Source organism: Paenibacillus sp. DCT19, from assembly GCF_003268635.1.
Classification (GTDB): domain Bacteria; phylum Bacillota; class Bacilli; order Paenibacillales; family Paenibacillaceae; genus Paenibacillus.
Window position 1 is genome coordinate 4,052,357 of record NZ_CP029639.1, and the last position, 25,086, is coordinate 4,077,442.

The 25,086-nt window shown below is 45.2% G+C and carries 25 protein-coding genes and 1 pseudogene; 9 read left to right on the forward strand and 17 right to left on the reverse strand.

The genetic code is table 11. The annotated features are described in order from the left end of the window. Positions 1–78 precede the first annotated feature (78 nt). On the forward strand, positions 79–1,002 hold the full coding sequence (locus DMB88_RS18270) for a LysR family transcriptional regulator (RefSeq protein ID WP_128102503.1): 924 nt from the start codon (positions 79–81) through the stop codon (positions 1,000–1,002). Positions 1,003–1,228: 226 nt separating this feature from the next. Here the strand turns inward: DMB88_RS18270 and DMB88_RS18275 are convergent, their stop codons facing one another. The 4 genes and pseudogenes from DMB88_RS18275 to DMB88_RS18290 all read right to left on the reverse strand — a co-directional run bounded on the left by DMB88_RS18275 (position 1,229) and on the right by DMB88_RS18290 (position 5,374). Continuing rightward, the gene (locus DMB88_RS18275) at positions 1,229–1,414 is read right to left on the reverse strand and encodes a hypothetical protein (RefSeq protein WP_128102504.1); all 186 of its coding nucleotides are present in this window, start codon (positions 1,412–1,414) and stop codon (positions 1,229–1,231) included. Positions 1,415–1,563: 149 nt separating this feature from the next. Then, a pseudogene (locus DMB88_RS18280) lies at positions 1,564–2,381 on the reverse strand (carbon-nitrogen family hydrolase). A 99-nt stretch (positions 2,382–2,480) separates the two neighbouring features. Beyond that, a complete protein-coding gene (locus DMB88_RS18285; protein WP_164848730.1) occupies positions 2,481–4,136 on the reverse strand; it encodes an ABC transporter substrate-binding protein in 1,656 nt (551 codons plus the stop codon). A gap of 218 nt (positions 4,137–4,354) precedes the next feature. Then, positions 4,355–5,374 carry an ABC transporter substrate-binding protein gene (locus tag DMB88_RS18290; RefSeq protein WP_128102506.1) on the reverse strand — a complete coding sequence of 340 codons (1,020 nt, stop codon included), beginning with the start codon at positions 5,372–5,374 and terminating at the stop codon, positions 4,355–4,357. Between the two features lie 286 nt (positions 5,375–5,660). Between DMB88_RS18290 and DMB88_RS18295 the strand changes: the two genes are divergently transcribed. The 8 genes from DMB88_RS18295 to DMB88_RS18325 all read left to right on the forward strand — a co-directional run bounded on the left by DMB88_RS18295 (position 5,661) and on the right by DMB88_RS18325 (position 13,221). Next, entirely contained in the window at positions 5,661–6,869 is a 1,209-nt protein-coding gene (locus DMB88_RS18295) for a pyridoxal phosphate-dependent aminotransferase (RefSeq protein ID WP_128102507.1), read from the forward strand. Positions 6,870–7,364: 495 nt separating this feature from the next. Continuing rightward, positions 7,365–8,027: a glutamate 5-kinase gene (gene proB / locus DMB88_RS32135; RefSeq protein WP_368028205.1), complete on the forward strand. Its 663-nt coding sequence runs from the start codon at positions 7,365–7,367 to the stop codon at positions 8,025–8,027. Continuing rightward, positions 7,997–8,467: a PUA domain-containing protein gene (locus DMB88_RS32140; protein WP_368028206.1), complete on the forward strand. Its 471-nt coding sequence runs from the start codon at positions 7,997–7,999 to the stop codon at positions 8,465–8,467. Before proB ends, DMB88_RS32140 begins: the two co-directional genes overlap by 31 nt. 62 nt (positions 8,468–8,529) lie before the next feature. Further along, the gene (locus DMB88_RS18305; RefSeq protein WP_128102508.1) at positions 8,530–9,777 is read left to right on the forward strand and encodes a glutamate-5-semialdehyde dehydrogenase; all 1,248 of its coding nucleotides are present in this window, start codon (positions 8,530–8,532) and stop codon (positions 9,775–9,777) included. Positions 9,778–9,810: 33 nt separating this feature from the next. Further along, on the forward strand, positions 9,811–10,671 hold the full coding sequence (gene proC, locus DMB88_RS18310; RefSeq protein ID WP_174715300.1) for a pyrroline-5-carboxylate reductase: 861 nt from the start codon (positions 9,811–9,813) through the stop codon (positions 10,669–10,671). Then, a complete protein-coding gene (locus tag DMB88_RS18315; protein ID WP_174715301.1) occupies positions 10,668–11,891 on the forward strand; it encodes a 2,3-diketo-5-methylthiopentyl-1-phosphate enolase in 1,224 nt (407 codons plus the stop codon). The genes proC and DMB88_RS18315 overlap by 4 nt, the downstream gene beginning before the upstream one ends. Further along, entirely contained in the window at positions 11,888–12,565 is a 678-nt protein-coding gene (locus DMB88_RS18320; protein ID WP_128102510.1) for a 2-hydroxy-3-keto-5-methylthiopentenyl-1-phosphate phosphatase, read from the forward strand. The genes DMB88_RS18315 and DMB88_RS18320 overlap by 4 nt, the downstream gene beginning before the upstream one ends. Before the next feature lie 2 nt (positions 12,566–12,567). After that, positions 12,568–13,221: a methylthioribulose 1-phosphate dehydratase gene (locus DMB88_RS18325; RefSeq protein ID WP_128102511.1), complete on the forward strand. Its 654-nt coding sequence runs from the start codon at positions 12,568–12,570 to the stop codon at positions 13,219–13,221. A gap of 106 nt (positions 13,222–13,327) precedes the next feature. Here DMB88_RS18325 and DMB88_RS18330 read toward each other — a convergent pair whose 3' ends face one another. The 13 genes from DMB88_RS18330 to DMB88_RS18385 all read right to left on the reverse strand — a co-directional run bounded on the left by DMB88_RS18330 (position 13,328) and on the right by DMB88_RS18385 (position 25,014). Beyond that, complete coding sequence (locus tag DMB88_RS18330; protein ID WP_254438249.1) at positions 13,328–14,380, reverse strand: multi-tm2 domain protein; 1,053 nt, start codon at positions 14,378–14,380, stop codon at positions 13,328–13,330. A 2-nt stretch (positions 14,381–14,382) separates the two neighbouring features. Next, positions 14,383–14,592 carry a DUF6677 family protein gene (locus tag DMB88_RS31430; RefSeq protein ID WP_254438250.1) on the reverse strand — a complete coding sequence of 70 codons (210 nt, stop codon included), beginning with the start codon at positions 14,590–14,592 and terminating at the stop codon, positions 14,383–14,385. A 37-nt stretch (positions 14,593–14,629) separates the two neighbouring features. Beyond that, positions 14,630–15,076, reverse strand: a complete 447-nt coding sequence (locus DMB88_RS18335; RefSeq protein ID WP_128102512.1) for a hypothetical protein — start codon at positions 15,074–15,076, stop codon at positions 14,630–14,632. Continuing rightward, on the reverse strand, positions 15,069–15,563 hold the full coding sequence (locus DMB88_RS18340; RefSeq protein WP_254438251.1) for an RNA polymerase sigma factor: 495 nt from the start codon (positions 15,561–15,563) through the stop codon (positions 15,069–15,071). Before DMB88_RS18340 ends, DMB88_RS18335 begins: the two co-directional genes overlap by 8 nt. A 256-nt stretch (positions 15,564–15,819) precedes the next feature. After that, positions 15,820–16,521 carry a DnaD domain-containing protein gene (locus tag DMB88_RS18345; protein WP_128102514.1) on the reverse strand — a complete coding sequence of 234 codons (702 nt, stop codon included), beginning with the start codon at positions 16,519–16,521 and terminating at the stop codon, positions 15,820–15,822. A gap of 17 nt (positions 16,522–16,538) precedes the next feature. Then, on the reverse strand, positions 16,539–17,834 hold the full coding sequence (asnS, locus tag DMB88_RS18350) for an asparagine--tRNA ligase (protein WP_128102515.1): 1,296 nt from the start codon (positions 17,832–17,834) through the stop codon (positions 16,539–16,541). Positions 17,835–17,936: 102 nt separating this feature from the next. Further along, the gene (locus DMB88_RS18355; RefSeq protein ID WP_128102516.1) at positions 17,937–19,142 is read right to left on the reverse strand and encodes an acetate kinase; all 1,206 of its coding nucleotides are present in this window, start codon (positions 19,140–19,142) and stop codon (positions 17,937–17,939) included. After that, entirely contained in the window at positions 19,139–20,011 is an 873-nt protein-coding gene (locus DMB88_RS18360; protein ID WP_128102517.1) for a 3-hydroxyacyl-CoA dehydrogenase family protein, read from the reverse strand. Before DMB88_RS18360 ends, DMB88_RS18355 begins: the two co-directional genes overlap by 4 nt. Positions 20,012–20,144: 133 nt before the next feature. Next, positions 20,145–21,647, reverse strand: coding sequence for an AAA family ATPase (locus DMB88_RS18365; RefSeq protein WP_128102518.1), 1,503 nt, complete (start codon positions 21,645–21,647; stop codon positions 20,145–20,147). Then, positions 21,640–22,167 carry a hypothetical protein gene (locus DMB88_RS18370; RefSeq protein ID WP_128102519.1) on the reverse strand — a complete coding sequence of 176 codons (528 nt, stop codon included), beginning with the start codon at positions 22,165–22,167 and terminating at the stop codon, positions 21,640–21,642. Before DMB88_RS18370 ends, DMB88_RS18365 begins: the two co-directional genes overlap by 8 nt. A gap of 339 nt (positions 22,168–22,506) precedes the next feature. Then, the gene (locus DMB88_RS18375; RefSeq protein ID WP_128102520.1) at positions 22,507–23,034 is read right to left on the reverse strand and encodes a hypothetical protein; all 528 of its coding nucleotides are present in this window, start codon (positions 23,032–23,034) and stop codon (positions 22,507–22,509) included. A 35-nt stretch (positions 23,035–23,069) separates the two neighbouring features. After that, a complete protein-coding gene (locus DMB88_RS18380; RefSeq protein WP_128102521.1) occupies positions 23,070–24,374 on the reverse strand; it encodes an amidohydrolase in 1,305 nt (434 codons plus the stop codon). Then, entirely contained in the window at positions 24,361–25,014 is a 654-nt protein-coding gene (locus DMB88_RS18385; protein WP_128102522.1) for a redox-sensing transcriptional repressor Rex, read from the reverse strand. Before DMB88_RS18385 ends, DMB88_RS18380 begins: the two co-directional genes overlap by 14 nt. Between the last annotated feature and the right edge of the window lie 72 nt (positions 25,015–25,086).

Sequence of the window (25,086 nt, forward strand, 5' to 3'; positions counted from 1 at the left end):
TGTATTTTATGCAAAAAAGGATTAAACGACTTGAGGGTGATATAATAGTGGCAATGATGAAAGGAATGACCAATGACGATGGAATTCAGACAGCTCCAATATACATTGCAGATTGCGGCAGAACGAAATTTTTCCCGTGCAGCAGAGAAGCTACATATCGCACAACCTTCATTGAGCCAACAGTTATCCAAATTGGAAAAAGAATTGGGTGTGCTCCTCTTTCAACGGAATACGAGTACAGTTGAATTAACCCACGCTGGCGTTACCTTTGTTGAACAGGCGCAGAAAATCGTGGATGCGGTTGAGCTGCTCAGACAGGAAATGTCAGACATTTCGCAACTTCGTAAAGGCAAAGTCGTTGTAGGCAGTATGCCAATTACCGGCTCCCATCTGCTCCCACATGTTCTTCCCGCATTTCAACAAACCTATCCTGAGATTGAAGTAACGCTGCTGGAAGACTCTGGTCTTACGCTAGAGAAATTAACGGCAAGCGGCAAAGCCGATCTTAGCCTGTTATCACTCCCGCTGCAAGAACCAAGTTTATCCTATGTTGTGATTGGTGAGGAAGGAATCGACTTGGCCGTACCTCCTACGCATCCATTAGCACAGCGAGGTGATCCTGCCAATCCCGTCCCTGTAAGGATGGAGGAGCTTCGTGAAGAGTCTTTTGTTGTCCTAAAGAAAGGACAAGGCTTCCGTAAACTAACCTTTGATCTATGTGAACAGGCTGGTTTTGATCCCAATGTAGTGTTCGAGAGTAATAACATTGAAACTGTACAATCTCTCGTAGCTACGGGAATGGGCATTACTCTGGTTCCGCGTTTCATCGCACGGGCACCTCGCAGTGAATTTGTACCGGTGTATGTACCTCTCGCTGAGCCTGTACCGAGCCGTACATTAGTTGTTGCGTATCGTCAGGGACGGGTTTTGTCCAAAGCGGCTGAAGCCTTCATTCACACCTTCAAGCAGACGGTTGCGAAGCTGTCTGAAGGTGATCACTAGACATATACCAATCTAGGTATAGTGCTGTGTAGAGTGTACTCAAGACAAATAAAAGGGAAGACCCGCGGGTCTTCCCTTTTACTTCAAACAGCGCTTGCTAATAACGGCAAGGCATTCTTCAACTTATTCGAGCGTGTTGCACTGTTCGAGCACAATGTTTCACACATTTATCGTTTCATCTTCTAAGTTAACGTAGAATCAACATAGGTCGTTTCAATCTGGCGGTTTATTTACGTAAATTACGATCACTCGTCAGCCTGTTCTGCTGATTCACCAGACGTCCTTCATCTGGCGTTCCGTGTTCAGGGGGTGATAGCCCTCCTGCACCATTCTCTAAGAATTGCCTTAAGTGGTCTACCCTTGTGTTATCCTGTTCCAGTCTCCTGAGCGTATCTTTCACATGGTTGTCCATTGATTGATCATCCTCCTTGGTGACGGGATAGTTATCATTACCCGTCCACTGAGAGGATAAACACTTATTCTCAATATTTTATAGATTTAAAACAATTTCATAACTCTTCAACAATGGATTTATGTAATTGATTTATTTAATTTCAGATTTTATTTTTCACCAAAATAAAGTCCTGGTCTCCGATCCTCAAATACCGGAATTCGTCCACGAACCTCATCAACCAAGGAAGGACGTATCATTCCCGTCACGATCTCCTCACCTTCTCCACCCTCAGCTACAATCTCCCCCAAGGGTCGATAATGAGAGAGTGCCCGAAGAATTCCGTATCTCCGCCCAGTCCTACACGATTACAGGCGATCACATACATCTGATTCTCAATGGCTCTAGCCATCAGAAGTGTGCGCCAATGATGGAGACGAGGTTTCGGCCATTCGGCTGGTACGATCAGAGCTTTAGCCCCATTTAGAGCTAACGTCCGCGCAAGTTCCGGGAAGCGGATATCATAACAGATGGAAGCCCCTGCTGTAAGACCATTTTCCAATTCAAAGATCTCCGGCTCTGCCCCAGGCTGCAAATACTTCTCTTCATCCATCAATCGGAATAAATGCAGTTTATCATAACGTGTTACCTCACGGCCTTCCCGATCATAAGCGTACATCGTATTGTAAATTTGATCATTGCGTTTCTCCGCAATGGAGCCACCAACAATTGAGATTTGATGCTTTTTGGCAAACGCAGATAACCATGCTCGCGAATGTTCACCTTCTAGGTCAGCCAGCTCATGAATTTGCTCCAAGGCGTAGCCTGTATTCCACATCTCAGGCAATACAGCCAAGCCCAGATCAGGATATTGTTCCACCGCTCGCTCAAGCAATGCTTGCATATGTTGATGATTAGCCTCAGGATCTCCTAATTGAATGTCAGCTTGTATCAAGGCTACTCGCATTTCCCCTTGTTGTTGTGTCATGACCAGCGCTCCTCCGAAATGTAATATGGGATATCATAGCTTGATCAACCTGACGTCTGCAAGTGCGTTTTAGAGGTTGTCCCAAAAGTCCGCTTTTGACTACCTATCAGAACGACGACCTAACAGTTCAGGCAGCAGGCTCAATAGATTCATGCGGGTAAGTGCATCACCCAAGTTCCATATCGTCTCTTCAAGCAAATATACGTGACCATTATTCACTGCGTTCAACCCTTGCCAAGCAGCACTTTGCATTAAAGCCTCCGTCGCCTGTCTCGCAATTGGATCTTCAGGCAACATAAGAAAAACACGGTCTCCAGCATACTGTTGCAACGCTTCAGCAGCAATTTCTTTATAAGCTCTACCCGCAGCCAGCGCTTCCTGTACTTTTGCAACTGGCTTGAATCCAAGAGGATGATATAACACCGGTGCAAGTCCGATGTTACCCATTACGAATAACCTCGCACCCCGATGATAGACAAAGACAGAAGCGGTCTCCCCTGGTTGAATGAATGCCTGCAGCTTTTGCCACATGTTCATCTCATTTTCGGTATACGTCGACCACCATTCTTCTGCCTCAGCATATTTTCCAAACCAACTTCCAATCGTGTGAATGCGATCGCTTAGTGTTGCATGAGAGTTATAAGCAAGTGTCGGTGCTATCCGTGAGAATTGTTCAAATTGCTGTTCATCGCTGCTGTCAAAAATGATCAAGTCTGGCTTCATCTCCACGGTTTCTTCCACGTTAATCGGCTGCACCGCATCATATGCCCGTTGATTCAGGATCGGAAGATCCATGATCAGCATATCCCCTGCCGATTCCCCGTAGTACATAATTCGTTCAGGCATAGCTGGAATATTCACATCATGAGAAGAGAAGTCTTGAACAAGTGTCTGACGTTGAAGAGATCGGTCATATTGGCGGGGCGCGAAACCTGTTGATTGGCGAAAACGTCTGCTGAAATAGTATTCATCCTTAAAACCAACCCTGCCTGCAATATCTCTAAGCGGTTCATCGGATTTGCCTAACCATTCTTTGGCCATTTGGATTCGCACATGATTCACATAATCAAGTGGCTTACGCCCAGTGATCTGTCTAAACAACGTCGTATATTGAGCAGGACGTAACCCTGCTAGCTTTGCAAGTTTTTGTACAGTAATCTCCTCGGTATAATGCTCGTCCACATACTTTATCGTACTGTATACTTTTCCTTCTGGACTTAATTCCGTTTCCAACGAAGTATATCTAGTGATCATCATCTGCATTAGTTTCTGGAATTGCACATTCAGCCCAGCATATTCACTGTCTGTACGATATTCACGCATAGGAAGCATGGATTCTAGTATCCCGCTCAACTGAGCGTATGCATACCCACCCAGTTTATTTCGATGCTCAAATAATGAACGCGTGTATAATTCTGGATCATCCGTCAACACATGAAATACATCATACTCAACCGCCACATAATGCAGAGTAGCCTTATCATCATGTTCAATCTGATAGCTCTCTCCTGGAGCCAGCGGATAAATCCTTCCGGATGAAAATGCATACTGTTTGTGACCAATGTACAGACGTCCCGTACCTTCCTCACAGATCAAAAATGTGTGTTTCAGGCAATCCTTCTCCAGCATCCTTTGTTCAGGTTGTTCCTTTCGTTGCTCTATACTGCCAAACCGGAACATAAATGCCGAAAAGAACAACGTGTCCTCAACCTGCTTCGAAACAGGCATTGGGCTCACCTCATCATCTATATTCATATTTCCTTCACCTATATTGAGAATAATTATCACTTCATTATACTTTTGGATTATATCGTAGGTGTACACATTAATCCAGAACATCGCACGAATTTGTACAGCAAAAAGAACATATCAACAAAATGTTGAATGTTCTTTTTGTGTGTGAGTGTTCACAACGAACAACGATCAGGATATCCTATAAACTAATTTGAAATTAAGTTTGCTGTCTCTGCATGTTATGGCGTGATTTGTTTAGGAAGTTCCTTCAAAAGCCACTCTCGTGATACCGCATCGCTTGAAGCTTTGACAATATCGAATTGATACACATGACCCGCTTTGACCGCAGGCAAGTTCTTCCACACCGAGCTATCAAGCAGTTCTTTGGTTGATTGTTTCGCTTCCTCTGGTACAGGATTCAGAATAAATATTCGATCACCCGCAAAATCAGGCAACTTCTCTGTTGAAATCTCAACGAATCCTAACTCTTCATCCAATACTTTTTGGATCTCAGCTGTTGGTTTCAGACCCCCTGGTCCATACAACAATTGAGGCAGTCCTGCACCCGCCATGACGAACAGTCGATTGCCTGGATACATGGTGAACACCGATGCAGTTTCGTCCGCTTTCAACCCATTATCATGGAGTTGCTGCCACATCGCTTCTGTTGCTTGCTGATGGGCTGTGATCCAAGCTTCGGCTTCTTCCTTTTTGTTCAAAATGTCACCTAATGTGCGCATTCTATCTTCAATGGTTGCAAACGAATCAAATGTCACGGTTGGTGCTACCTTAGAGATCGCCTCATATTGGTTCTCATCACTGTTGGAGAATATAATCAGATCCGGATTAAGAGACAGAGACTTCTCTACACTAATCGGGAATCCCACGTCCTCAGCTTCTGTAACTTGATCATCATACACGGTTCCTTCTTGACGAAGTATGCCCACGGGCACTACGCCGAGCGCCAGAAGATCTCCCGTAACCTCACCATGGTAAATTACGCGTTGAGGTGTTACTGGAATCTCTACCTCATGGCCTGTCCAATCTGTAAATAGTCGAGTTTGAGCTTCATCGCTATCCGCTGAAGTCGTTGTTTGCTCACTCTCTGCTGTTGCACCAGACTGTGTCTCATTGGCTGTGCTAGACTGTTCCGTTGAATTAGCTGTAGAAGTCGATGCCTCGTTACCACAAGCAAGTAGAAGCATGGATAGCCATGTTAGCGTCAATAGAACTGCCGTATTTCGTATACCTTTTTTCATTACCATTTCTCCCCCTAGATCTGTTCGTGTACTTTATTTCTCTGTAAAAGAAAAATCGACCTCATTAATGATATTGATTATCATTATCGAGTTGTATCATAAAACAAATCATCACTTGTGCTCAATGGACAAACGTAATTTTCTACTTTTCGTTTTGTACAAGAACCTGAAACAACCAGGTGGTTTCAAATCATCCATGCTCTTTTCCCTCTATACAGCTCGGGATTGACGTGATAAATTAATGAATACTTATTTCCATTTTTAAATAACCGGAGTGATGATAATAATGACGAACTCACAGCAACATTCAGGTCGCTCAGCCTTTAGGATACCTACATCTGATGTAATGACACAGCTGCCCACACAATTCTTCGCAAGTCTTGTGCAGAATGTGAATCGCGAAATTAACGCAGGACATGATGTCATTAATCTAGGACAAGGCAATCCCGATACACCAACGCCGCCTCATATCGTAAAAACGTTACAGGAATCCGCTGAAAACCCGCTCTATCACAAATACTCGCCATTCAGTGGATATGCCTTCTTGAAGGAAGCAATTGCGAAGCGATATAAGGAAGACTATAATGTCGACCTCGATCCAGACACAGAAGTTGCTATTTTATTTGGTGGCAAAACGGGGCTGGTTCAATTACCGCAAGTATTACTTAACCCAGGTGACGTATGCTTGGTTCCAGATCCAGGCTATCCTGATTATTGGTCTGGTGTAGCTCTCGCCAAAGCACATATGCACTTTATGCCACTGCTGGAGTCCAATGCTTTTTTGCCTGATTATGAAGCAATCTCCGCTGAGGACAAAGCGAAAGCTAAGCTAATGTATCTGAACTATCCGAACAATCCGACATCTGCCACAGCACCTCTTTCGTTCTATGAAGACACAGTGGAATTTGCTGTTCAGAATCAGATTGTTGTAGCCAGTGACTTTGCCTATGGTGCAATCGGATACGACGGACACCGCCCTGTGAGTTTCCTCCAAGCACCAGGCGCCAAGGAAGTCGGAATTGAGTTTTATACCCTATCCAAAACGTACAACATGGCGGGATGGCGTGTAGGTTTCGCCCTTGGAAATGCGGACATTATCTCGAAAATCAATCTATTGCAGGATCACATTTATGTCAGCCTGTTTGGAGGAATCCAATCTGCCGCAGCAGCAGCATTGACCTCCTCTCAGCAATGTGTCACAGATCTCGTTGCACGGTATGAATCTCGTCGTAACGCTTTCTATGATGCACTTGAGCATATTGGTTGGCAGGCAGCCAAGCCGGGAGGTTCATTCTTCAGTTGGCTGCCTGTGCCTGAAGGTTTCACATCCGCTGCTTTTGCCGACTTACTCTTAAGAGAAGCCAAAGTAGCTGTAGCTCCCGGAATTGGCTTTGGTACGCATGGCGAAGGTTATGTTCGTGCTGGCCTATTGAGTGATGAGACACGGTTACGAGAAGCTGTAGAGCGCATTGGCAACCTCAACTTATTTAAGTAATTATCCTACCTTTTATCCATGGTCTTGAGATTGATCCGATTTCGGTCCGAGAAGATGGTACGAAGCTAGAAATGGGTAGCGGCATAGGCCGTATATCCCTTTGCATCTGGTGAGTTTCCATGGTATGTTATAGAGAAATATTGAACGAAACGTGATGACGGGACCAGTACGAGAGAAACAAGACATGCACAGAGAGTAAATTCCATTGGCTGCAAGAATTTACCGTGACTTCTCTCCGAAACCTACCCCTGAGCGGCCTGTTTCTATATATGCGTGTTCAATGAAGAATTGTTGAACAAACATGATATGAACAGGACAGTGCCTTCTGTTACAGGGCATTAAGCCGGATGATACACTCATCAATAAAGGTGGTACCGCGGAAGTAACAAACTTTCGTCCTTTTTATTACAAAAGGACGGGAGTTTTTTTGTACCTGTATAGATTTTCCTATAAGAGGTAGTTCAGAAATTCGATTAAGTTTAAGGAAGTGAAAGCATGTCCTCACGTATAGTTGTTAAAATTGGTAGTAGCTCGCTAACTACGGAAGAAGGCGGACTCGACCGCGATTCTATTGCTTTTTTTGCTGGAGAAATTGCTGCTTTGATGCAAAATGGTCATGAGGTGCTTCTCGTCACATCAGGTGCTGTTGCGGCCGGATTCCGAGAGATCGGATACGTACACCGTCCTAAATTGCTCCATGAGAAACAAGCAGCGGCAGCGGTTGGGCAGGCATTGCTGATGCAAGCATATCAACAGGCTTTTGCGGCGCACCGCGTTACTACGGCACAAATTCTGCTGACTCGAACCGATTTTCATAGCAGAAAACGGATGGGCAACGCCGGTATGACCGTTGAAGAATTGCTGAAACAAGGTGTTATTCCCATCTTTAATGAGAATGACACGGTATCTGTCGATGAGCTCAAATTTGGAGATAATGATCTATTATCTGCTCTGGTCGCAAATCTGGTGAAGGCACAGCACTTGGTTATTCTTACGGATACTAACGGCCTCTACACCGCAGATCCACGCAAAGATCCTTCTGCTACACGTTATGATCGGATTACTGAGATTACAGCCGAGATTTATGCCTATGCCGGAGGTTCCGGATCATCTGTGGGTACCGGGGTATGCGCTCTAAGGTCGATGCAGCCAAAGTAGCAACACGCGGAGGCGTGCCTGTCTTTGTTGGTCGTGTGAATGAACCTGGCGATATGCTCCAAGCTGTGGAAGGCACAGGTAAAGGAACCTATTTCGAAACCAAGCTTGCTGCTCTATCCCGTAAGAAACAATGGCTCGGCTTCATGTCTACTCCGCTTGGAACTGTCGTGGTAGACGCGGGTGCAGAGGAAGCTCTTGTGCATGGCGGACATAGTCTTCTGCCTGTCGGTGTTCAGCGGGTGCTTGGCACCTTTCATGCCGGTGATGTCGTCGAAGTCCTTGGGCTCGATGATACGCTGCTTGGTCGTGGGATTGTAAATTACGATGATGACCAACTGCGACTTATTGCAGGACTACCTGGTGGTGAGGTTGTCAAAACATTAAATAGCATTCATCGACTTGAGGTTATCCATCGGGATGAATGGATTACTTTGAAGTAAGACTGGGCAACAGTCTTAGGATGGTTTTTTTAGACTAATAAAAGAAATGGGAGGAATACACAATGAGTGAGGTAAGACAAAAAGCCATTCAGGCACAAGCCGTAGTTCCACAATTGAACCGACTGACGACAGATCAAAAAAATAAAGCCCTCCTTGCCATGGCAGATGCGCTCCTAGAGAAATCAGACATCATTATTACTGCAAACGGCGAAGATCTGGAGCGCGGTAGACAACAAGGAACACCAGAATCTATGCTTGACCGGTTAGCATTAAATCAGGAACGAATTGCAGGCATCGCTGAGGGTCTTCGTCAGATCGTGGATCTGCCAGATCCTGTCGGGGAAGTGCTCGAAACCTTTACACGCCCAGATGGATTGCATATTCAGAAGTTAAGAGTGCCGATCGGGCTAATTGGTATTATTTATGAAGCACGGCCTAATGTTACCGTAGATGCTGCAGGCTTATGCCTGAAGACCGGTAATGCAGTTCTGCTCCGCGGTGGATCATCTGCCCTCTCCTCCAATCGCAAAATTGTTGAGGTATTACACGAGGCATTGGCAAAGACAGATTTACCTCCTGACGCGCTACAGCTTGTGGAAGATGCCAATCGCTCGTCTGTGGACGAGATGCTCAAGCTGAATGGATTGCTGGATGTCATCATTCCTCGCGGGGGAGCTTCACTCATTCAGAATGTAGTTGCGAATGCCACAGTACCAGTCATTGAAACGGGTGCAGGCATCTGCCATACCTATGTGGATGAATCTGCCGATCCGGTCATGGCAGCAGAGATTGCGATCAATGCCAAAGCACAACGTCCATCCGTATGTAACTCTATGGAAACTTTATTAGTACACAGTGCTTTCGCAGAGCAGCATCTCGCATCCATCGCAGAACAGTTCCGTGAGCTTAATGTGCTATTAAAAGGTTGCGATACCGTACAACGTATTGTCCCTTCTGCCCAACCGGTTAGTGAGGAAGATTACGCGACAGAGTATAACGACTACATTTTGAATATCCGGGTTGTATCTGGCCTAGATGAAGCCCTGCAGCACATTGCACAATACGGCACCAAGCATTCCGAATGTATCGTAACGGCGAATACTGCAAACGCAGAACGTTTCTTGCATGACGTTGATGCAGCAGCAGTGTATCATAATGCTTCTACCCGCTTCACAGATGGCTTCGAGTTTGGTTATGGAGCTGAGATAGGCATCAGCACTCAAAAGTTACATGCACGTGGCCCAATGGGTTTACCTGCTCTTACATCAACCAAATATCGCATTACTGGCGATGGTCAGATCCGTCAATAAGTTCGCAGTTTAGTATTTAGGAGGACGATAATCATGAGTCAAGAACAACAGACGTTATTACAACAAAAAATTACTTTCCACGGAGCAGGTGCGATGGCCGAAGCAATCGTACGCGGATTAATCTCCCGCCTTGTCGTACGTCCACAGGACATTACGATGCTGAACCGCAGCAACCAGAAACGTCAGGAGGAACTCAGTAGCCGTTACGCGGTTCATACGGGAACTGCGGCACAATCCCAGGAGATCCTCTCGGGTTCTCCCGTTATTGTATTGGCCATGAAACCAAAGGATGCCGCTGCTGCTCTGCGGGAACTTGGTCCTCTTTTGTCTCCAGATCAACTGATCGTATCCGTCATTGCCGGATTATCTATACGTACGATGCAAACGCTGCTTGGTCGTAAACAGCCTATCGCCCGTACCATGCCAAATACATCAAGTACGATTGGACTTGGCGCAACTGGACTTGCCTTCTCGGCCGAAATTACAGATGAGCAGCGTAGCACGGTTATGACGATGTTTGAAGCTGTAGGGATCGTGACCATTGTGCCTGAAGATAAGTTAGAGATTCTTACAGGGATTTCGGGAAGTGGCCCCGCTTATGTATACTATTTAATGGAGGCTATGATCGCTGCAGGTATTCGAGGCGGCTTATCCAGCCAGCAGTCACGTGATCTGACCGTTCAGACGGTGCTTGGTGCTTCCCGAATGGTTCAGCAGACAGGACTGGAGCCAATGAAACTTCGCAGTGATGTTACGTCTCCTGGAGGTGCAACTCAAGCTGCACTGAAGAAGCTGGACGAAGGCGACTTCTTTGAAAATGTAATTGCAGCCGTTAACCGTTGTGCTGAGCGCTCACGGGAAATGGGGGCTGCTTTGGAAGGAGATTTAAAATGAATAACATGTGTACTGCGACGTATCGTTTGCATGACGATCATGCCGATTTTCGTAAAAAAGCAGAATCCATTGCTGTTGGCATGACTGTTGGTAGCTGGACTGAATTACCTCAGGCCAAACGCGAAGCGATGCAGAAACATCTAGGTGAGGTCATTAAAGTAGAGGTGCATGAAGCTGACGGGATGTCTTCTGGTGAGCGTTATGCTGATATTACTATTGGGTATCCGGACGTGAACTTTAGCCGAGATATTCCAGCTCTGCTTGTGACCGTATTTGGTAAAATTTCGATGGATGGGCGCATTAAGCTTACACAGCTTGGCTTCTCAGACAATTTCCTGAGTGCATTCCCTGGTCCTAAGTTTGGACTAAACGGTGTTCGTGATCTGCTTGGTGTACATGATCGTCCACTGTTAATGAGTATTTTCAAATCTGTTATTGGACTGGATGCGGACGAATTACGTGAGCAGTTTATCCGTCAAGCGCTCGGTGGCGTTGATCTTATCAAAGATGATGAAATTCTGTTTGAGAACAAACTCACTCCGATCGAAAAAAGAGTCGAGGTCTGCATGAAAGCAGCCGAGCAGGCTCGTCAGGAAACAGGAAAGAAACTGCTATATGCAGCGAACCTGACCGGTTCGACCTCACAACTGAAGAAACAGGCTGAGCGTGCCATTAACGCTGGAGCTAATGCCTTGTTGTTTAACGTATTAGCGTACGGATATGATGTTCTGCATGAGCTTAGCAGCGACCCGGATATCCATGTGCCAATTATGGCTCATCCAGCCCTTGCAGGCGCGGTATATCCATCTCCGCATTACGGTATCTCCGCTTCCGTCTTGCTTGGCCAACTGATGCGACTGGCGGGTGCAGACATCGTCTTATTCCCATCTCCATATGGCTCCGTAACGATGCCAAAAGAAGAAAACATGGCGATTACTGAACAGTTGCTCTCGACAGAGCTTCCTGTGCGTGCAAGCATGCCTGTTCCTTCAGCAGGAATTCATCCTGGCCTTGTACCGCTGATTCTGCGGGATTTCGGTACCGATGTGATCGTAAATGCTGGCGGAGGCATTCATGGACACCCTATGGGCACTGAGGCTGGCGGACGTGCATTCTTGCAGGCAATCGAGGCATCGCAGCGTTCGATTCCTCTGGCACAACATGCATTGGAGCATCCAGAACTCAAAAGTGCATTGGATCTATGGGGTGGCGAACGATGAGAAATGATAAACAAACCGTCATTTTCTGTGATTTTGATGGAACCATTACGCTTTCGGACAATATCGTTGCTATTATGAAACAGTTCAACCCTCCTGGTATTGAGGCTATTATGAAAGATACGGTTGAACAAAAAATAACGTTGCGTGAAGGCGTTGGGGCAATGTTCGCCCTCTTACCCTCTTCGCAAAAAAATGAGATTGTGGAATTTGTGCTCGGACAAGCCGGTATTCGTGAAGGCTTCAGCGAATTTCTTGATTTTGTTCGCCGCGAAGGCATTGAATTCAATGTAACTAGCGGAGGTATGGACTTTTTTATCGAACCTTTGCTGGCACCATTCGATATCCCGCAAGATCATGTGTATTGTAACGGAGCAGATTTTACGGGTGAAACCATTCGAATCGAGTGGCCGCATCCTTGCCAGCCTCCTTGCGAGAATGGCTGTGGGATGTGCAAAACTACGGTCATCCGTACCTTCCCCGCAGAGCAATATAATCGAATTTTGATTGGCGATAGCCTTACTGATTTTGAAGGTGCCAAAATTGCCGATCTGGTCTATTCCCGTTCTATTTTAACGGATAAATGTATTGAACTTGGTGTCGATCATGTGCCATTCACAACCTTTTACGATATCATCGAAGATATGAAACAGAAGCAAACACAAGGAGTGCTGTAAAGATGGGGTTTGAGAAAATTACTTTGGAACATAAACGTCAAGTTCTCGAAGAACTAGCCGATGTTAAAGCACTGTTTGCCAGCCGCAACTGGTTCCCTGGTACAAGTGGAAACTTGTCGATGCGTGTTGGTGATTTTGATCCGGAACAGTTTTATTTTGCAGTAACAGCTTCCGGCAAAGATAAATCTCTGCGCACGCCAGAAGACTTCCTGTTTGTGGACAAACACGGTAAAGCGATTGAAACAACAAACCTGAAGCCTAGTGCAGAAACGCTAATCCACTGCGAAATCTACCGCTTAACAGGTTGCGGGGCGGTATTCCACGTACATACCGTGTTTAACAATCTAATTAGCGAGTTCTTCGGAGATGCTGGCCAAGTGCCAGTCCAAGGAATCGAATTGATCAAAGCATTCAACATCTGGGAAGAAAATGCGGAAATTCGTGTACCGATTCTGCCTAACTTTGCTGATATTCCTTCAATTGCTGAGTTGGTTCCTGGTGTGCTTGATGCCAAAGTACCAGGTATCTTGCTACGTAATCACGGTATTTATGCTTGGGGTAAGGATGCTTTTGAAGCCAAAAGACATCTGGAGGCCTTCGAATTTTTGTTCGAAGTGATGTATCGTCAGCTATTGCTTAAAGGAGCTACATCGTAGGTATTAATAGAGTTCAAGACGATATAGCACCGAATCAAATCAGATAAGTACTCAAAAACATAAAACACGCCGATGTTCCAATGAGGAACTATGGCGTGTTTTTGATTTAGGATCGATCTTCACGATCTTTGAACAAGAATAGACTGTCCAGTTCATCGTCTGGATTTTTGCTATTGCCACTTTTGATCGGACGTTGCTTCCCAAAAAGCAGCTTTAATCCTCCAACAATAAGCAATAGCGAGACAATCATCGTGTTCAGATAGGATCGAATTTCGTACGTCAAGAATATGTTGGGGAACATCTCACTGAGTTGTGGAATAACAAGGCGAATCGCTAAGTAGTATAAACCCAGTGCTGCAATTCCGAATCCAATCAGACGTTGATGACGCGCCCAATCCTTCAAGATAGGTTGATCCTCCAATGGTTCCCGCCCGTACCGGCTTGAGCATTGAAGACCGTCAAAGAAGCTATAGAACCAGATGAGTGGAATCATAAACAAAAATACAGATAAACGAAGTAAGTCTAGGATGTAGATACTACCAAGGAACAAAAACATGAGCTGCATGCCTCTTTTTTGTAAACCCAAGTAGAGATGCCCCGCGCCAGGAAACGCCGACAACAGCGTTGCTAGCATTCTGCTACGTCTTCCATTTACTCTCCCCATTTCCAACTCTTCAAACAACGTGCGGTCTTCTAATACTTCACCTGCTTGCTTGCGATGAATATGCTGTACCGCATCAAACATGCAGTATACCCAAATGACCGGTAGAATGAGCAGGAACATCAAGAAATTCTCTTCGTTTGTAATCGATGCTACAAAAACCATCATTGCAAAGGAGCCAAAGAAAGCAATTAAGAAAGATAGCCCCCGATGCAACAACCCCATATGAAGATGTCCAAGCCCTGGAATAAATGAAAGAAGGATTGTGAAGAATCGCTCACCCTCGGTGCCTTTGCGGTACATGGGACTGCCGTATGCCCCTTCAGGTCGATCATATCCTTCATAGGCGTGCTCTGCATGACCCTCGTTCGGCTCAAGCGAATCTACACTACGTTCATGATACGAGTCACTCACTCGTCCATAAGGTGCCCTATATCCTTTATATTGTTCTTCTCGATAGCTTGTCGAACTCAATAGCACAATAATCATATCAAGCATGCTTATCCCCAGAAGAATACGGATGCCAGAGCACCAATGATCACCATATCATGTTCCGATAATACCATTCCCAACATGAAGAAACCGACAAGTGTTCCAAAAAAGAGTAGCGGGTAGACTACTGCCCGAATAGGTTTTCTCCAGTATAGGAACCCAAGCCCAGGGATCAAATTCAGTAAAAATGCGAGTAATTTATTGCGATCTGATTGCACAAACGTCATCCTTTCTTTTCAGGCAATTCGAGCTAATTTATGGTTTCGGTTTGAAGTTATCCAGCCACGACGTGGCTGCCTCCGTCCATTTCTCCGTAAATGATCCGCCATGCTCACCATCCTGCAGATGATAAGGAGCTACCTTGTCAAACACTCCGGAGGAGAGGAAAATTAACGTCAGGCAGGCTGCCACAGCGTAATGAAACACTTTATGTTCAACCCAGCGGTATCGATGTGAACGTGATAGTGGCCGGACATTGGACGGTTGCATTTGATTAATCTGATGCATGATCGAATCGGCAAAGCCCGTTGGATCATTCAAGGAAGGCAATTCTCCATGAACATCGAGAGCTTCTACATAATTGTGCATTTCGTCTGGGTTCTCCATAAGTGCTTGTTCCATAAACAGCGACTGGCTGGGAGGTATTCGACCTTCTATATAATCGGACCATTCCTGAACGGTATATACACCTGATTTATTCACGCCACTCATCCTCCTTCCAATGATTTCGAATCCACTGCCGAGCACGATATAATCGGGATTCTACTGTTTTCACAGCTACTTGGGCATCGTGGGCAATTTGCTCATAGTTTTTCTCTTTTAAATAATATGCCGTGATAATATCACGATGCTGAGCAGGCAGCTGGTTAATTCGCGCTCGTAGAGCTTCCTTACGTTCTTCCCGAATAAGCCTTGTAAGGACATCTTCTTCTCGTCCTGGTATGTGGTGAATTCTCTCTTCTCCACCGAGATCTTCAATGCTTCGTCTGCCGAGCTTACGCTTGGCATCGATTGCTTTGTGAAATGCAATGCGGGTTAGCCATGTTTTGAAGCCTTCGGATCGGTAATCAGGGAGAGATTTGTACATTTGTATGAACGCTTCCTGAGCTGCATCCTGAGCTTCTTGATCGTTTCGTAATACCGAGTAAGCCACGTGATATACATGCTGGCTATACTTGTCGATCAACAAGCGAACCTGAGATGTGTCTCCTTCACGGATTCGTTCAATTATGCGCGCTTCATCAATAACTCTCCCCTCCTCTCCACTACATTAGACGACAGAGTTTCACTCTGCCCCTGCATATTATTTCATTTTTTTAATAACACGGTTGCCTTTCGCCTGAAAAGCGGATTTTCATCCTGAATCATATCACATGAAAAAGACAGGCACAGAATAACCTCTGGCCTGTCTGATTGTCTGAATAGAAATACTTCTACACCTTAAATTAACGACCACCACTGCGAAAACGTTGCGTATACGCTTTGGCGTCCTGAACCGTCTTCACTCGATTACGGCTCCATTCAAGCAAGATTCGATCAATGTATCGGAAATGTACTTTGCCTGCAAATACAGCCTCTTTCAGCGCCATCAGAATTAATTCTTCTTGATACCGATCCTGATCCAACCAACTGGAGATCGTTTCACATTCCATGGGTGAAAGCGGACGTCCGAATTCTTTTTCGAAGATGGAAAACATATTACGCTCTTCCTCTTCTATTTGAACACTGTTCGAATTCGAACGTGAGTTATGTTCCATCCGTTGTTTCTGGGCAATGGCAACATCCTCAGCTACACAAGATGCTAATCGTGCAAACAGCCCGTGCAAGTCATAGCGTTCGTACTGAATATCCCGTTCCTCATCCCGGTGTTCATCAATGGCAACATATCCATCTCTCATCAAGCGCTGCAGCATTCTGGCAATGCCTTCAGGGGCAAGTCCCATTCGACCAGCGAGCTCTTCCAACGTAGGAAACTCATTGAACTCTGCCTGTTGAAACCCCAGGAGTTGAATGAGCAAGAGAACCTCTGCATCGGCTAGTCCCAACTGATGATAATAGCGTAATAACGCATAAGGAAGCTGCGCTGTTCCTGATGTCATCCCATAAGCTGCCCCATTGATCCATGCTTTGGAGCCGGTGTCTTCCATAGACTCGCGGTTAAACATTAAGGATACAAACGATAGAGCATACGTGGGAATGCAATCGTTTCACGTACATGATCCAGTCCACAGATCCAAGCTACCGTCCGCTCCAATCCCAGACCGAAACCAGAGTGAGGTACCGATCCGTATTTACGCAAATCCAAGTACCATTGATATGCTTCATCTGAAAGCTGGTGCTCATCAAAGCGCTGTTTCATCAGTTCTGGATCATCAATCCGTTGCGAACCTCCGATGATCTCTCCGTAACCTTCTGGCGCAATCATATCTGCACAGAGGACAACTTCAGGGCGATTCGGGTCAGGTTTCATGTAGAATGCTTTGATACCTGCTGGGTAGTGTGTGATAAAGACCGGTGTATCATACTTTTCAGCAATTGCTGTTTCGTGTGGAGCACCAAAGTCTTCTCCCCAAGGGATATCGAAGCCTTGTCCATTCAGGAACTCAATTGCCTCATCATACGTGATGCGTGGGAATGGTGCGACAATGCCTTCGAGTTTGCTGACATCGCGTCCAATCGATTCAAGCTCTGCACGGCAGTTCTTCACCACGGATTGTACAACGTGAGCAATAAACTTCTCTTGTACTCGCAAGCTCTCTTCATGATCTACAAACGCCATTTCCGGCTCGATCATCCAGAATTCAATCAAGTGACGACGAGTCTTGGATTTCTCTGCGCGGAACGTTGGGCCGAAGGAATACACCTTGCCAAGCGCCATCGCTGCTGCTTCCATGTACAACTGTCCACTTTGTGTCAGATATGCATCTTCGTCAAAATACTTAATGTGGAACAGATTCGTAGTACCTTCTGCAGAGGATGGTGTCAGAATTGGTGGATCAACCTGTGTGAATCCGTTACCATCAAAAAACTGCTGAACAGCGCGGATAATCTCTGCACGAATCACCATAACAGCACGTTGTTTAGTCGAACGTAGCCATAGATGACGATGATCCATCAAGAAGTCAACACCGTGCTCTTTCGGCGTAATAGGATAGTTCTCCGTGAGATGAATAATTTCAACATTGGTAACGGTCATCTCATAGCCGGAATTGCTGCGAGGCTCTTCACGAATGATACCTGTAACATATAGCGAACTCTCTTGGGTAAGACTCTTCGCTGCATTCCAGATGTCTTCGCTAACTTCACTTTTTACGACAACCCCTTGAATATATCCGGTTCCATCACGCAGTTGCAAAAATTGAATTTTGCCGCTGGAACGTTTGTTGTTAATCCAGGCGCCGATCTTTACGGTTTCGCCTACATGTTCATTCACGTTACGAATTACACACTCCGTGCTCATGCCCATATCTCTCCCTTATTAGCTGAATTTGAAAATGCAGCGGGCAGGCTTAGGCCTGTCCCCTGCACTCCCTTGTCATGCTATATTCACTTTACAATTAGATTACTGAGAATTCAATACGATTCGGTGCGTATCTCTTGCAATTACCAATTCTTCGTTCGTTGGCACAACAAGAACATCGACTTTGGAATTGCTCGTTGTGATGCGGCGTGGTTCGCCAGAACGGATAGCATTCAAAGCTTCGTCCAGTTCAACACCCAGGTACGTGAGCTGCTCACATACTTTTTGGCGCAGAACAACGGAGTTCTCACCTACACCTGCTGTAAAGACGATTACGTCTACACCGTTCATTGCTGCTGCATATGAACCAATGTATTTACGCAGACGGTATTCGTACATCTCGAAAGCCAGTGTGGAGTTAGCATCGCCATTCTCCATACCTTCTGTAATCTCCCGCATGTCGCTGCTGATTCCGGAGATCGCCAGCAAGCCACTGTGCTTGTTCAACATGGAGTTTACTTCGCTTACGCTCAGTTCTTCCTTGTTCATTACGTAAGGTACAATCGCTGGATCGAGGTCACCACTACGTGTTCCCATCATCAATCCTTCGAGCGGAGTCATACCCATGGACGTATCTACAGAAAGACCACCTTTAACTGCTGTTACACTACCACCGTTACCTACGTGACAAGTGATAATTTTCAGATCTTCCAACGGACGATCCAGATATTCTGCTGCTGCTTTACTTACATAATCATGGGAAGTACCGTGCGCTCCGTAGCGACGAACTTTGTATTTTTTGTAAAGTACACGCGGAATGGCATACAGATAAGCTTTCTCAGGCATCGTTTGATGGAATGCTGTATCAAAGACCATAACTTGAGGAACGCCCGGCATATTCAATTCAGCCGCACGAATACCCATCATTGCTGCTGGATTATGAAGCGGCGCGAGGTCGAACAAACGGCGAATCTCAGCTTTGGCTGCATCATCAACTAATGCGGATTCTTTAAATGCTTCACCACCATGAACAACGCGGTGTCCAACTGCTTGAATTTCATTTACGGAACCCAAGACTCCATTTTCTTTGTCTGTCAGCATATCGATAACTTTACGAATTGCAGTAGTATGCTCCAGAATTTCGCTAACTTCCGTCACGTCTTCGCGACCAGTTGGCTTGTGTGTAAGAATGGATGAGTCCATTCCGATCCGCTCTACAAGACCTTTTGCGAGTACGGACTCGTCTGTCATATTATACAATTGATATTTAAGCGAGGAGCTCCCCGCGTTGATTACTAATACTTTCACAGTCTGTCACCATCCTTGTCGTACTTGAAGAATCCTTCGCCCGCTTTGACACCCAAGTGTCCTGCACGTACCATTTTCTTCAGGACAGTCGAAGGACGATATTTCAATTCCCCGAATTCACGGAACATTCTTTCGAGTGCTGCTTCAACGGAATCAAGTCCGAAACGGTCAGCCATCTCAAGTGGACCATGTTGGAAGTTGTATCCAATACGCATTGCGTCATCGATGTCCTCAGCAGAAGCAACACCTTCTTGCAATACATGAAGTGCTTCATTGATCAGAAGGCAGATCAAACGGGATGTAACGAATCCTGGGGATTCATAAATCATAACGCCTTTTTTATCAACCACTTCTTCAACAAAACGTCTAGTCTCATCAAATGTGGAATCAGACGTCTTCAAGCCACGAATAATTTCAACAAGATCAACCCGGGATACCGGGTGAATAAAGTGCATACCAATAACACGCTCTGGGTACTTGGTCGAGCTTGCAAGCTCGGTCAAACTCAGCGTGGATGTATTACTTGCAAGAATAACATTACTTGGGCAAACTTGATCCAGTTGACTAAACACTGCTTTTTTAGCTTCCAGATCTTCCGAAATCGTCTCAATGACCATATCGCAAGAACCCAGCTCCGCCAAATGCGCAACTTTGTTAATACGGGAGAGGATCAGTTTCTTCTCTGCCTTTGTAATTGCCCATTTCTCTAGTTGTTTATCCAAGTTGGTCTCAATCATGTTGTAAGCATGATCAAGCTTCTCCGTTGTATGCTCCACTAGAAGCACATCAAGTCCTTTGGCTGCGAGCATTTGGGAAATACCTTGCCCCATCGTACCGCCGCCGACAACTCCTATTTTTTTAAAAAACATGGTTCTGTTCCATCCTTTCGGTTCTCTATTTCTCTATTGTACCCTGTTCGCCGAAAATTACAAATTTCGACCCAACATATAATAATATCTTAGCACGACTGAAATGTAAAAAAAAATAACCGACATAAATAAATTATGCCGGTAAAAGGGCGCTGTCACGAAATTGACAACGAAATTGCTCCCCAGATAACACTTCTTCTCTCATCAAGGTATCGAGAGAATTGTCGAAAATTGTCCGTTGCTCTTCAAGCAATCGTTTCGTCTGGTTCATAAGCTCCTGCAAAATGACTTTATTCTCTCTCATCAACTCTTCGGTAGTCACCATATCCATATTTACAATACCGAGTGATGTCAGGCCGGAAGCCATCATGGTCTGTACAACATTTGTCGCCTGTTCAAAGTCATTGCGCGATCCCGTACTACGACCACCGTAATACATTTCCTCTGCAGCCGCACCACCAAGGGCAATCATAATCTGCTCTTCCAAGAAACGTTTGGTATATAAATACTGTTCTTGTTGTGGATTGTGACGTACATAACCAAGAGCCTGTCCACGGGGACTGAGCGCCACCTGACTAACACTACCCGGACGAACTAACTCCGCCATAATGGCATGTCCCAATTCGTGAATAGCTACCCGTTTCTTTTCTTCAACAGTGGACTCACGATCGGTCTTCTCACCCATCATAACCTTGTCAATTGCCATCGACAGATGACGCTGTTCGATACTCGACAATCCATCTCTCATCGCGTAAATCGCAGCTTCATTCATCACACTTTCAAGTTGTGCTCCAGAGAACCCATAAGACTCTTCAGCCGTCTTCTCAAGGCTCACATCCGTCGTGAGAGGCTTATTGACCGCGTGCAGTTCCAAGATGTGCTTTCTACCTTTCTTATCAGGCATATCCACCTGAATATGACGGTCAAAACGTCCCGGACGAGTCAATGCACTGTCTAACATTTCTTTACGGTTTGTTGCAGCAATCACTAAGATTCGAGGTGTTTCCGATGAATAGATTCCGTCCATTTCAGTCAGAAGCTGGTTCAACGTTTGGTCGTACTCACGTTGTTGTCCACCTTCACGCTTACCACCAATGACATCAATCTCGTCGATAAAAATAATGGCATTTTCTTTATTTTCTTTCGTTGCACGTGTTCTTGCATCACGGAACAAATCACGAATTCTACCCGCACCGACGCCGACATACATTTCCACAAATTCACTACCTGATGCAGCGACAAACACGGAATCTGTATAGTGAGCGGCAGCTTTGGCCATTAAGGTTTTACCTGTTCCCGGAGGCCCTGTGAGCAAGATACCTTTCAGCGGGCGAATCCCGAATTTTTGAATTTCTTCATGCCGGATAAGGAAATCGAGCGCTTCTCGTAGTTCTTGCTTGGCACTATCCTGACCACCAATTTCTTCAAATGTCAGCTTGGATGGCCCTTTTTTCTTCCGTTTACGCTCCTGACCTGCTCCAACGGTAATACCACCACGCATCTGCATCATGAACAGCAATCCACCGACCAACAATACAGCAAACAAAATTGGGATGATATTTACACCCACAAAAGCAAGAAAGATAATTAGCACTGGAACAAATCCAATTACAACTTCTTTAGTCCACTTAGGCATTTGGCCACACTCCTATCTGTCCTGGCACACGTGGTAGAATAATAAACTTGCTTGCGTCTCCATCTCGGAGACTGACGTATACGTTGTTATCATCCATAGCGGTATTTACTTTAATTCCATTGGTAGCCATCTTAGATAGCGTTGGTGTGATCTCGGTATATTGTTTGTTTTCCATCGCTTGAGCCACGGTAAACATTGCATCGCCCCACCAGTTTTCCAAAGCCTCGTTAGAGTGATCGATGACATCGAGTTTAAGAGCGCGATTGCCAATAAGGGTCTGTCCTTCTTTGTGAATATATTGAACTAATCTCCCCAAATCAACGTCTGGCTCAAGATCAAGTTTCATTTGTACGCTATTGCGGTTAATAGTTAACTGAACATCATTGACTCCATCATACTGGGTAATCATTTTTTCGATCGGATTCTGCATGGCCACTTGGCGATACACAAACCAACCTCCAAACAACAGGACGGCAGAAATGACGACAGTTAAAGCAATCGGTAATACTTTTAGCTTCAAATGAGTTTCCCTCCCAAATTTGGCCTATACTATAGCCTGTAGGCGTCAATAAATTTGCAACCAAAGTCCTGTGTCGTAATTAAACAGGATTTATTTGTTTTGTTTATTCATCATGTAATGTTGAATACATATCTGAGTATATCACATCGTATATACAATTTCGAAGGCTAAAATATGAATAAATTATTAATTTTAACTATTCAAATCCAATAGAATGACAAAAACACCAAAGAACCGGTGCAGTATAATACCATCCGCCGGAACATTGGTGTTTTATTGTATGATACGATTTAAAATCTCTACTCATAACTTTAGAGTAATATGCTCTCCTACTATGGCTTAGCTATTTGGTAATGTGTAGACTAAATCTACCTGTTCCCCATTGCTAAACCGATAGAAACGATAATAATTGTGGGTAGCATCATTATAATATACTTGCCATACATAGATTCCGTTTACGACACCAGGCATAATGCGCTTAATTTCTCCACCTGGTACCTCCGAGCTAAATCGATTGCGAATCTGGGTTTCAGACATGCCATTCTGAATCAGTTCACTGTGAACTGCATCAGAGCCTGTTACCGGCTTGTTTGTATTATCAAATTTCACCCATACAAGAACATCCTGGTTGTCCTTATTTTTACCTACAAAGGTCCAATAGATGTTGTCAGCGTCCTCTTTACCGCCCCAGACATACTTCCGAATGTCCTGAGTGAACGTAATGTCTTGCTGCTGTGCAGCTTCAATAGCCATAGCTTCTTCATTGCGCTGATCCTGAGTGACATAGACATAATAACGTTGAAGTCCAAACAGGAGCAGAACCAGAACCAGCAACGATATCCAGATCCACTTCTTTTTTCTCTTCAAAAGCCGAACTTCCTTTCCTCTAAGACGCTGCATGATTAACGAGCAAGCAGACCATCAAATGCCGATTGAGATTCACGCAAGATGCGCTCTTCGTCCATCGTGAGACATTCGCCATGTTTAACTACCTGTTTACCATCCACCCACACATGCTCCACGTCTTTTGCTGAAGCCGAATAAATGGCATGGGAGATTAGATCTGTATGCGGATAGAAATGAGCCTGTTCAATGTTGAGGGCGATAAAATCGGCCTTCATCCCTACTTCTAATAGACCCGTGTCATCTAAGAAAATAGACTTAGCGCCGTAAGCTGTCCCTAACAAAAGAGCTTCTCCAGCGGGTACAGCGGTTGGATCACCCGATACTCCTTTATGAATAAGTGCTGCCAGTCTCATCTCTTCAAACATATCCAGGTTGTTGTTGCTTGCAGGGCCATCCGTTCCCAAGGATACCATCACACCGGCTTTTAGAAGATCCGGTACACGAGCGACACCCGAAGCAAGCTTCAAGTTACTACCCGGATTATGGGAGACTGCAACATGATTTCGAGCCAAAATTTCAATTTCCTCGTCATTCAAATGTACGGCATGAGCTACGAGGGAAGGACGGGAGAAGAATCCCAGTTTCTCCAGATGAGCTACAGGACGAAGTCCATAATCCGTTACATTTTGCTCCACTTCTCGGATCGTTTCTGACATGTGTGTATGCAGAGGCAGATTCAAGTCGTGTGCAACTTGTACAAGCTTCTCTATGTAATCTGGCGGACAAGTGTACGGAGCGTGTGGGGAGATTACCGTGGTGATGCGGCCATCCGCTTGTCCATGCCATTCACGGGCAAATGCAGCCGACTCTTCCAACTTACGCATCTGCTCTTCTTCTGAACACAGGCCAATAACACCACGAGCTAGGGAAGCACGAATCCCGGATTGTTCTACCACTTTAGCCACTTGATCCATATGATCATACATATCGAGGAAAGCCGTCGTTCCGCCTTTGAGCATTTCTAATACGGACAGGGATGATCCCCAGTACACATCTTCAGCTGTCATTTTCGCTTCCATAGGCCACATTTTTTCTTGCAGCCATACTTGCAGAGCTAGATCATCGCCGTGCCCTCTAAGCAAAGACATTGCTGCATGACCATGCGTATTGATCAGACCCGGTAGGAAAAGAAGTCCTTTTCCATCCACTTTAGGCAGGTTCTCGTCCCCTTCCGGCAACGTCTCACCAATATGCACAATCTTATCATTTTCCACAACCATATAGCCTTGAACGACTTTCCAGTCCAAACCACTGTTTACGGCAAATTTGCCGTTATGAATAACCCATTTATTTGTTGTCATCTTCCTCGTCGTCCTTTCCATTCTCCAGGTAATAAGCTAGGCTGAGCAGATCCGTCGTAAAATCAGCATGATGAATGCGAATATGCGGCGGCGTTTTCAAAATCGTTGGTGCAAAATTAAGTATAGCCTCGATACCCGATTCAACCAGTTGATCAGCTACATTTTGAGCTTCTGTATCTGGAACTGTAATGATGCCGATTCGAATATTATCCTTTTGGACAGAATCTGATAATTCATTCATCGGTTGCACTTTCAGGCTATTAATCTGAGTACCGATTTTGGGTTCGTATGCATCAAACACGGCAACGATCTTCATGTTGTCTTTTAAGTAAGCATTGTAATTGGACAAGGCGTGCCCAAGGTTACCCGCACCCACCAATGCCACGTTGATTTGCTGATCAATCTTCAGAATATGGCGAATCTTCTCGATTAAGTAGGAAACGTCGTAACCAATGCCTTTGCGACCAAAATCACCAAAGTAGGCTAGATCCTTCCGAATCTGAGCTGGATTAAGATCCAAGCGCAGTCCTAGTTCTTGAGAAGAAACCGTAGTAACCTCGCGTTGACTCAATTCACTCAAATAGCGCAAGTAAACTGGCAAACGCCGCACTACCGCTTCTGATATTTTATCTGATTTCATTCGTTTACTCCCCTTTACCAATGTGACCCTGTAAATAGATTAAATAGGAGGCATCCTCGTATCCATACATGA

Excerpts from the sequence above, each read along its gene's own strand:
- DMB88_RS18290 (WP_128102506.1), bottom strand. The coding sequence starts at position 5,374 with ATGAAAAAAGGTATACGAAATACGGCAGTTCTATTGACGCTAACATGG.
- DMB88_RS18345 (WP_128102514.1), bottom strand. The coding sequence starts at position 16,521 with ATGGAAGACACCGGCTCCAAAGCATGGATCAATGGGGCAGCTTATGGG.
- DMB88_RS18295 (WP_128102507.1), top strand. The coding sequence starts at position 5,661 with ATGACGAACTCACAGCAACATTCAGGTCGCTCAGCCTTTAGGATACCT.
- DMB88_RS18325 (WP_128102511.1), top strand. The coding sequence starts at position 12,568 with ATGGGGTTTGAGAAAATTACTTTGGAACATAAACGTCAAGTTCTCGAA.
- DMB88_RS18380 (WP_128102521.1), bottom strand. The coding sequence starts at position 24,374 with ATGACAACAAATAAATGGGTTATTCATAACGGCAAATTTGCCGTAAAC.
- DMB88_RS18385 (WP_128102522.1), bottom strand. The coding sequence starts at position 25,014 with ATGAAATCAGATAAAATATCAGAAGCGGTAGTGCGGCGTTTGCCAGTT.
- DMB88_RS18275 (WP_128102504.1), bottom strand. The coding sequence starts at position 1,414 with ATGGACAACCATGTGAAAGATACGCTCAGGAGACTGGAACAGGATAAC.
- proC (WP_174715300.1), top strand. The coding sequence starts at position 9,811 with ATGAGTCAAGAACAACAGACGTTATTACAACAAAAAATTACTTTCCAC.
- DMB88_RS18270 (WP_128102503.1), top strand. The coding sequence starts at position 79 with ATGGAATTCAGACAGCTCCAATATACATTGCAGATTGCGGCAGAACGA.
- DMB88_RS18315 (WP_174715301.1), top strand. The coding sequence starts at position 10,668 with ATGAATAACATGTGTACTGCGACGTATCGTTTGCATGACGATCATGCC.
- DMB88_RS18330 (WP_254438249.1), bottom strand. The coding sequence starts at position 14,380 with ATGCTTGATATGATTATTGTGCTATTGAGTTCGACAAGCTATCGAGAA.
- asnS (WP_128102515.1), bottom strand. The coding sequence starts at position 17,834 with ATGAGCACGGAGTGTGTAATTCGTAACGTGAATGAACATGTAGGCGAA.
- DMB88_RS32140 (WP_368028206.1), top strand. The coding sequence starts at position 7,997 with ATGCGCTCTAAGGTCGATGCAGCCAAAGTAGCAACACGCGGAGGCGTG.
- DMB88_RS18365 (WP_128102518.1), bottom strand. The coding sequence starts at position 21,647 with ATGCCTAAGTGGACTAAAGAAGTTGTAATTGGATTTGTTCCAGTGCTA.
- DMB88_RS18320 (WP_128102510.1), top strand. The coding sequence starts at position 11,888 with ATGAGAAATGATAAACAAACCGTCATTTTCTGTGATTTTGATGGAACC.
- DMB88_RS18360 (WP_128102517.1), bottom strand. The coding sequence starts at position 20,011 with ATGTTTTTTAAAAAAATAGGAGTTGTCGGCGGCGGTACGATGGGGCAA.
- DMB88_RS18305 (WP_128102508.1), top strand. The coding sequence starts at position 8,530 with ATGAGTGAGGTAAGACAAAAAGCCATTCAGGCACAAGCCGTAGTTCCA.
- DMB88_RS18285 (WP_164848730.1), bottom strand. The coding sequence starts at position 4,136 with ATGAATATAGATGATGAGGTGAGCCCAATGCCTGTTTCGAAGCAGGTT.
- proB (WP_368028205.1), top strand. The coding sequence starts at position 7,365 with ATGTCCTCACGTATAGTTGTTAAAATTGGTAGTAGCTCGCTAACTACG.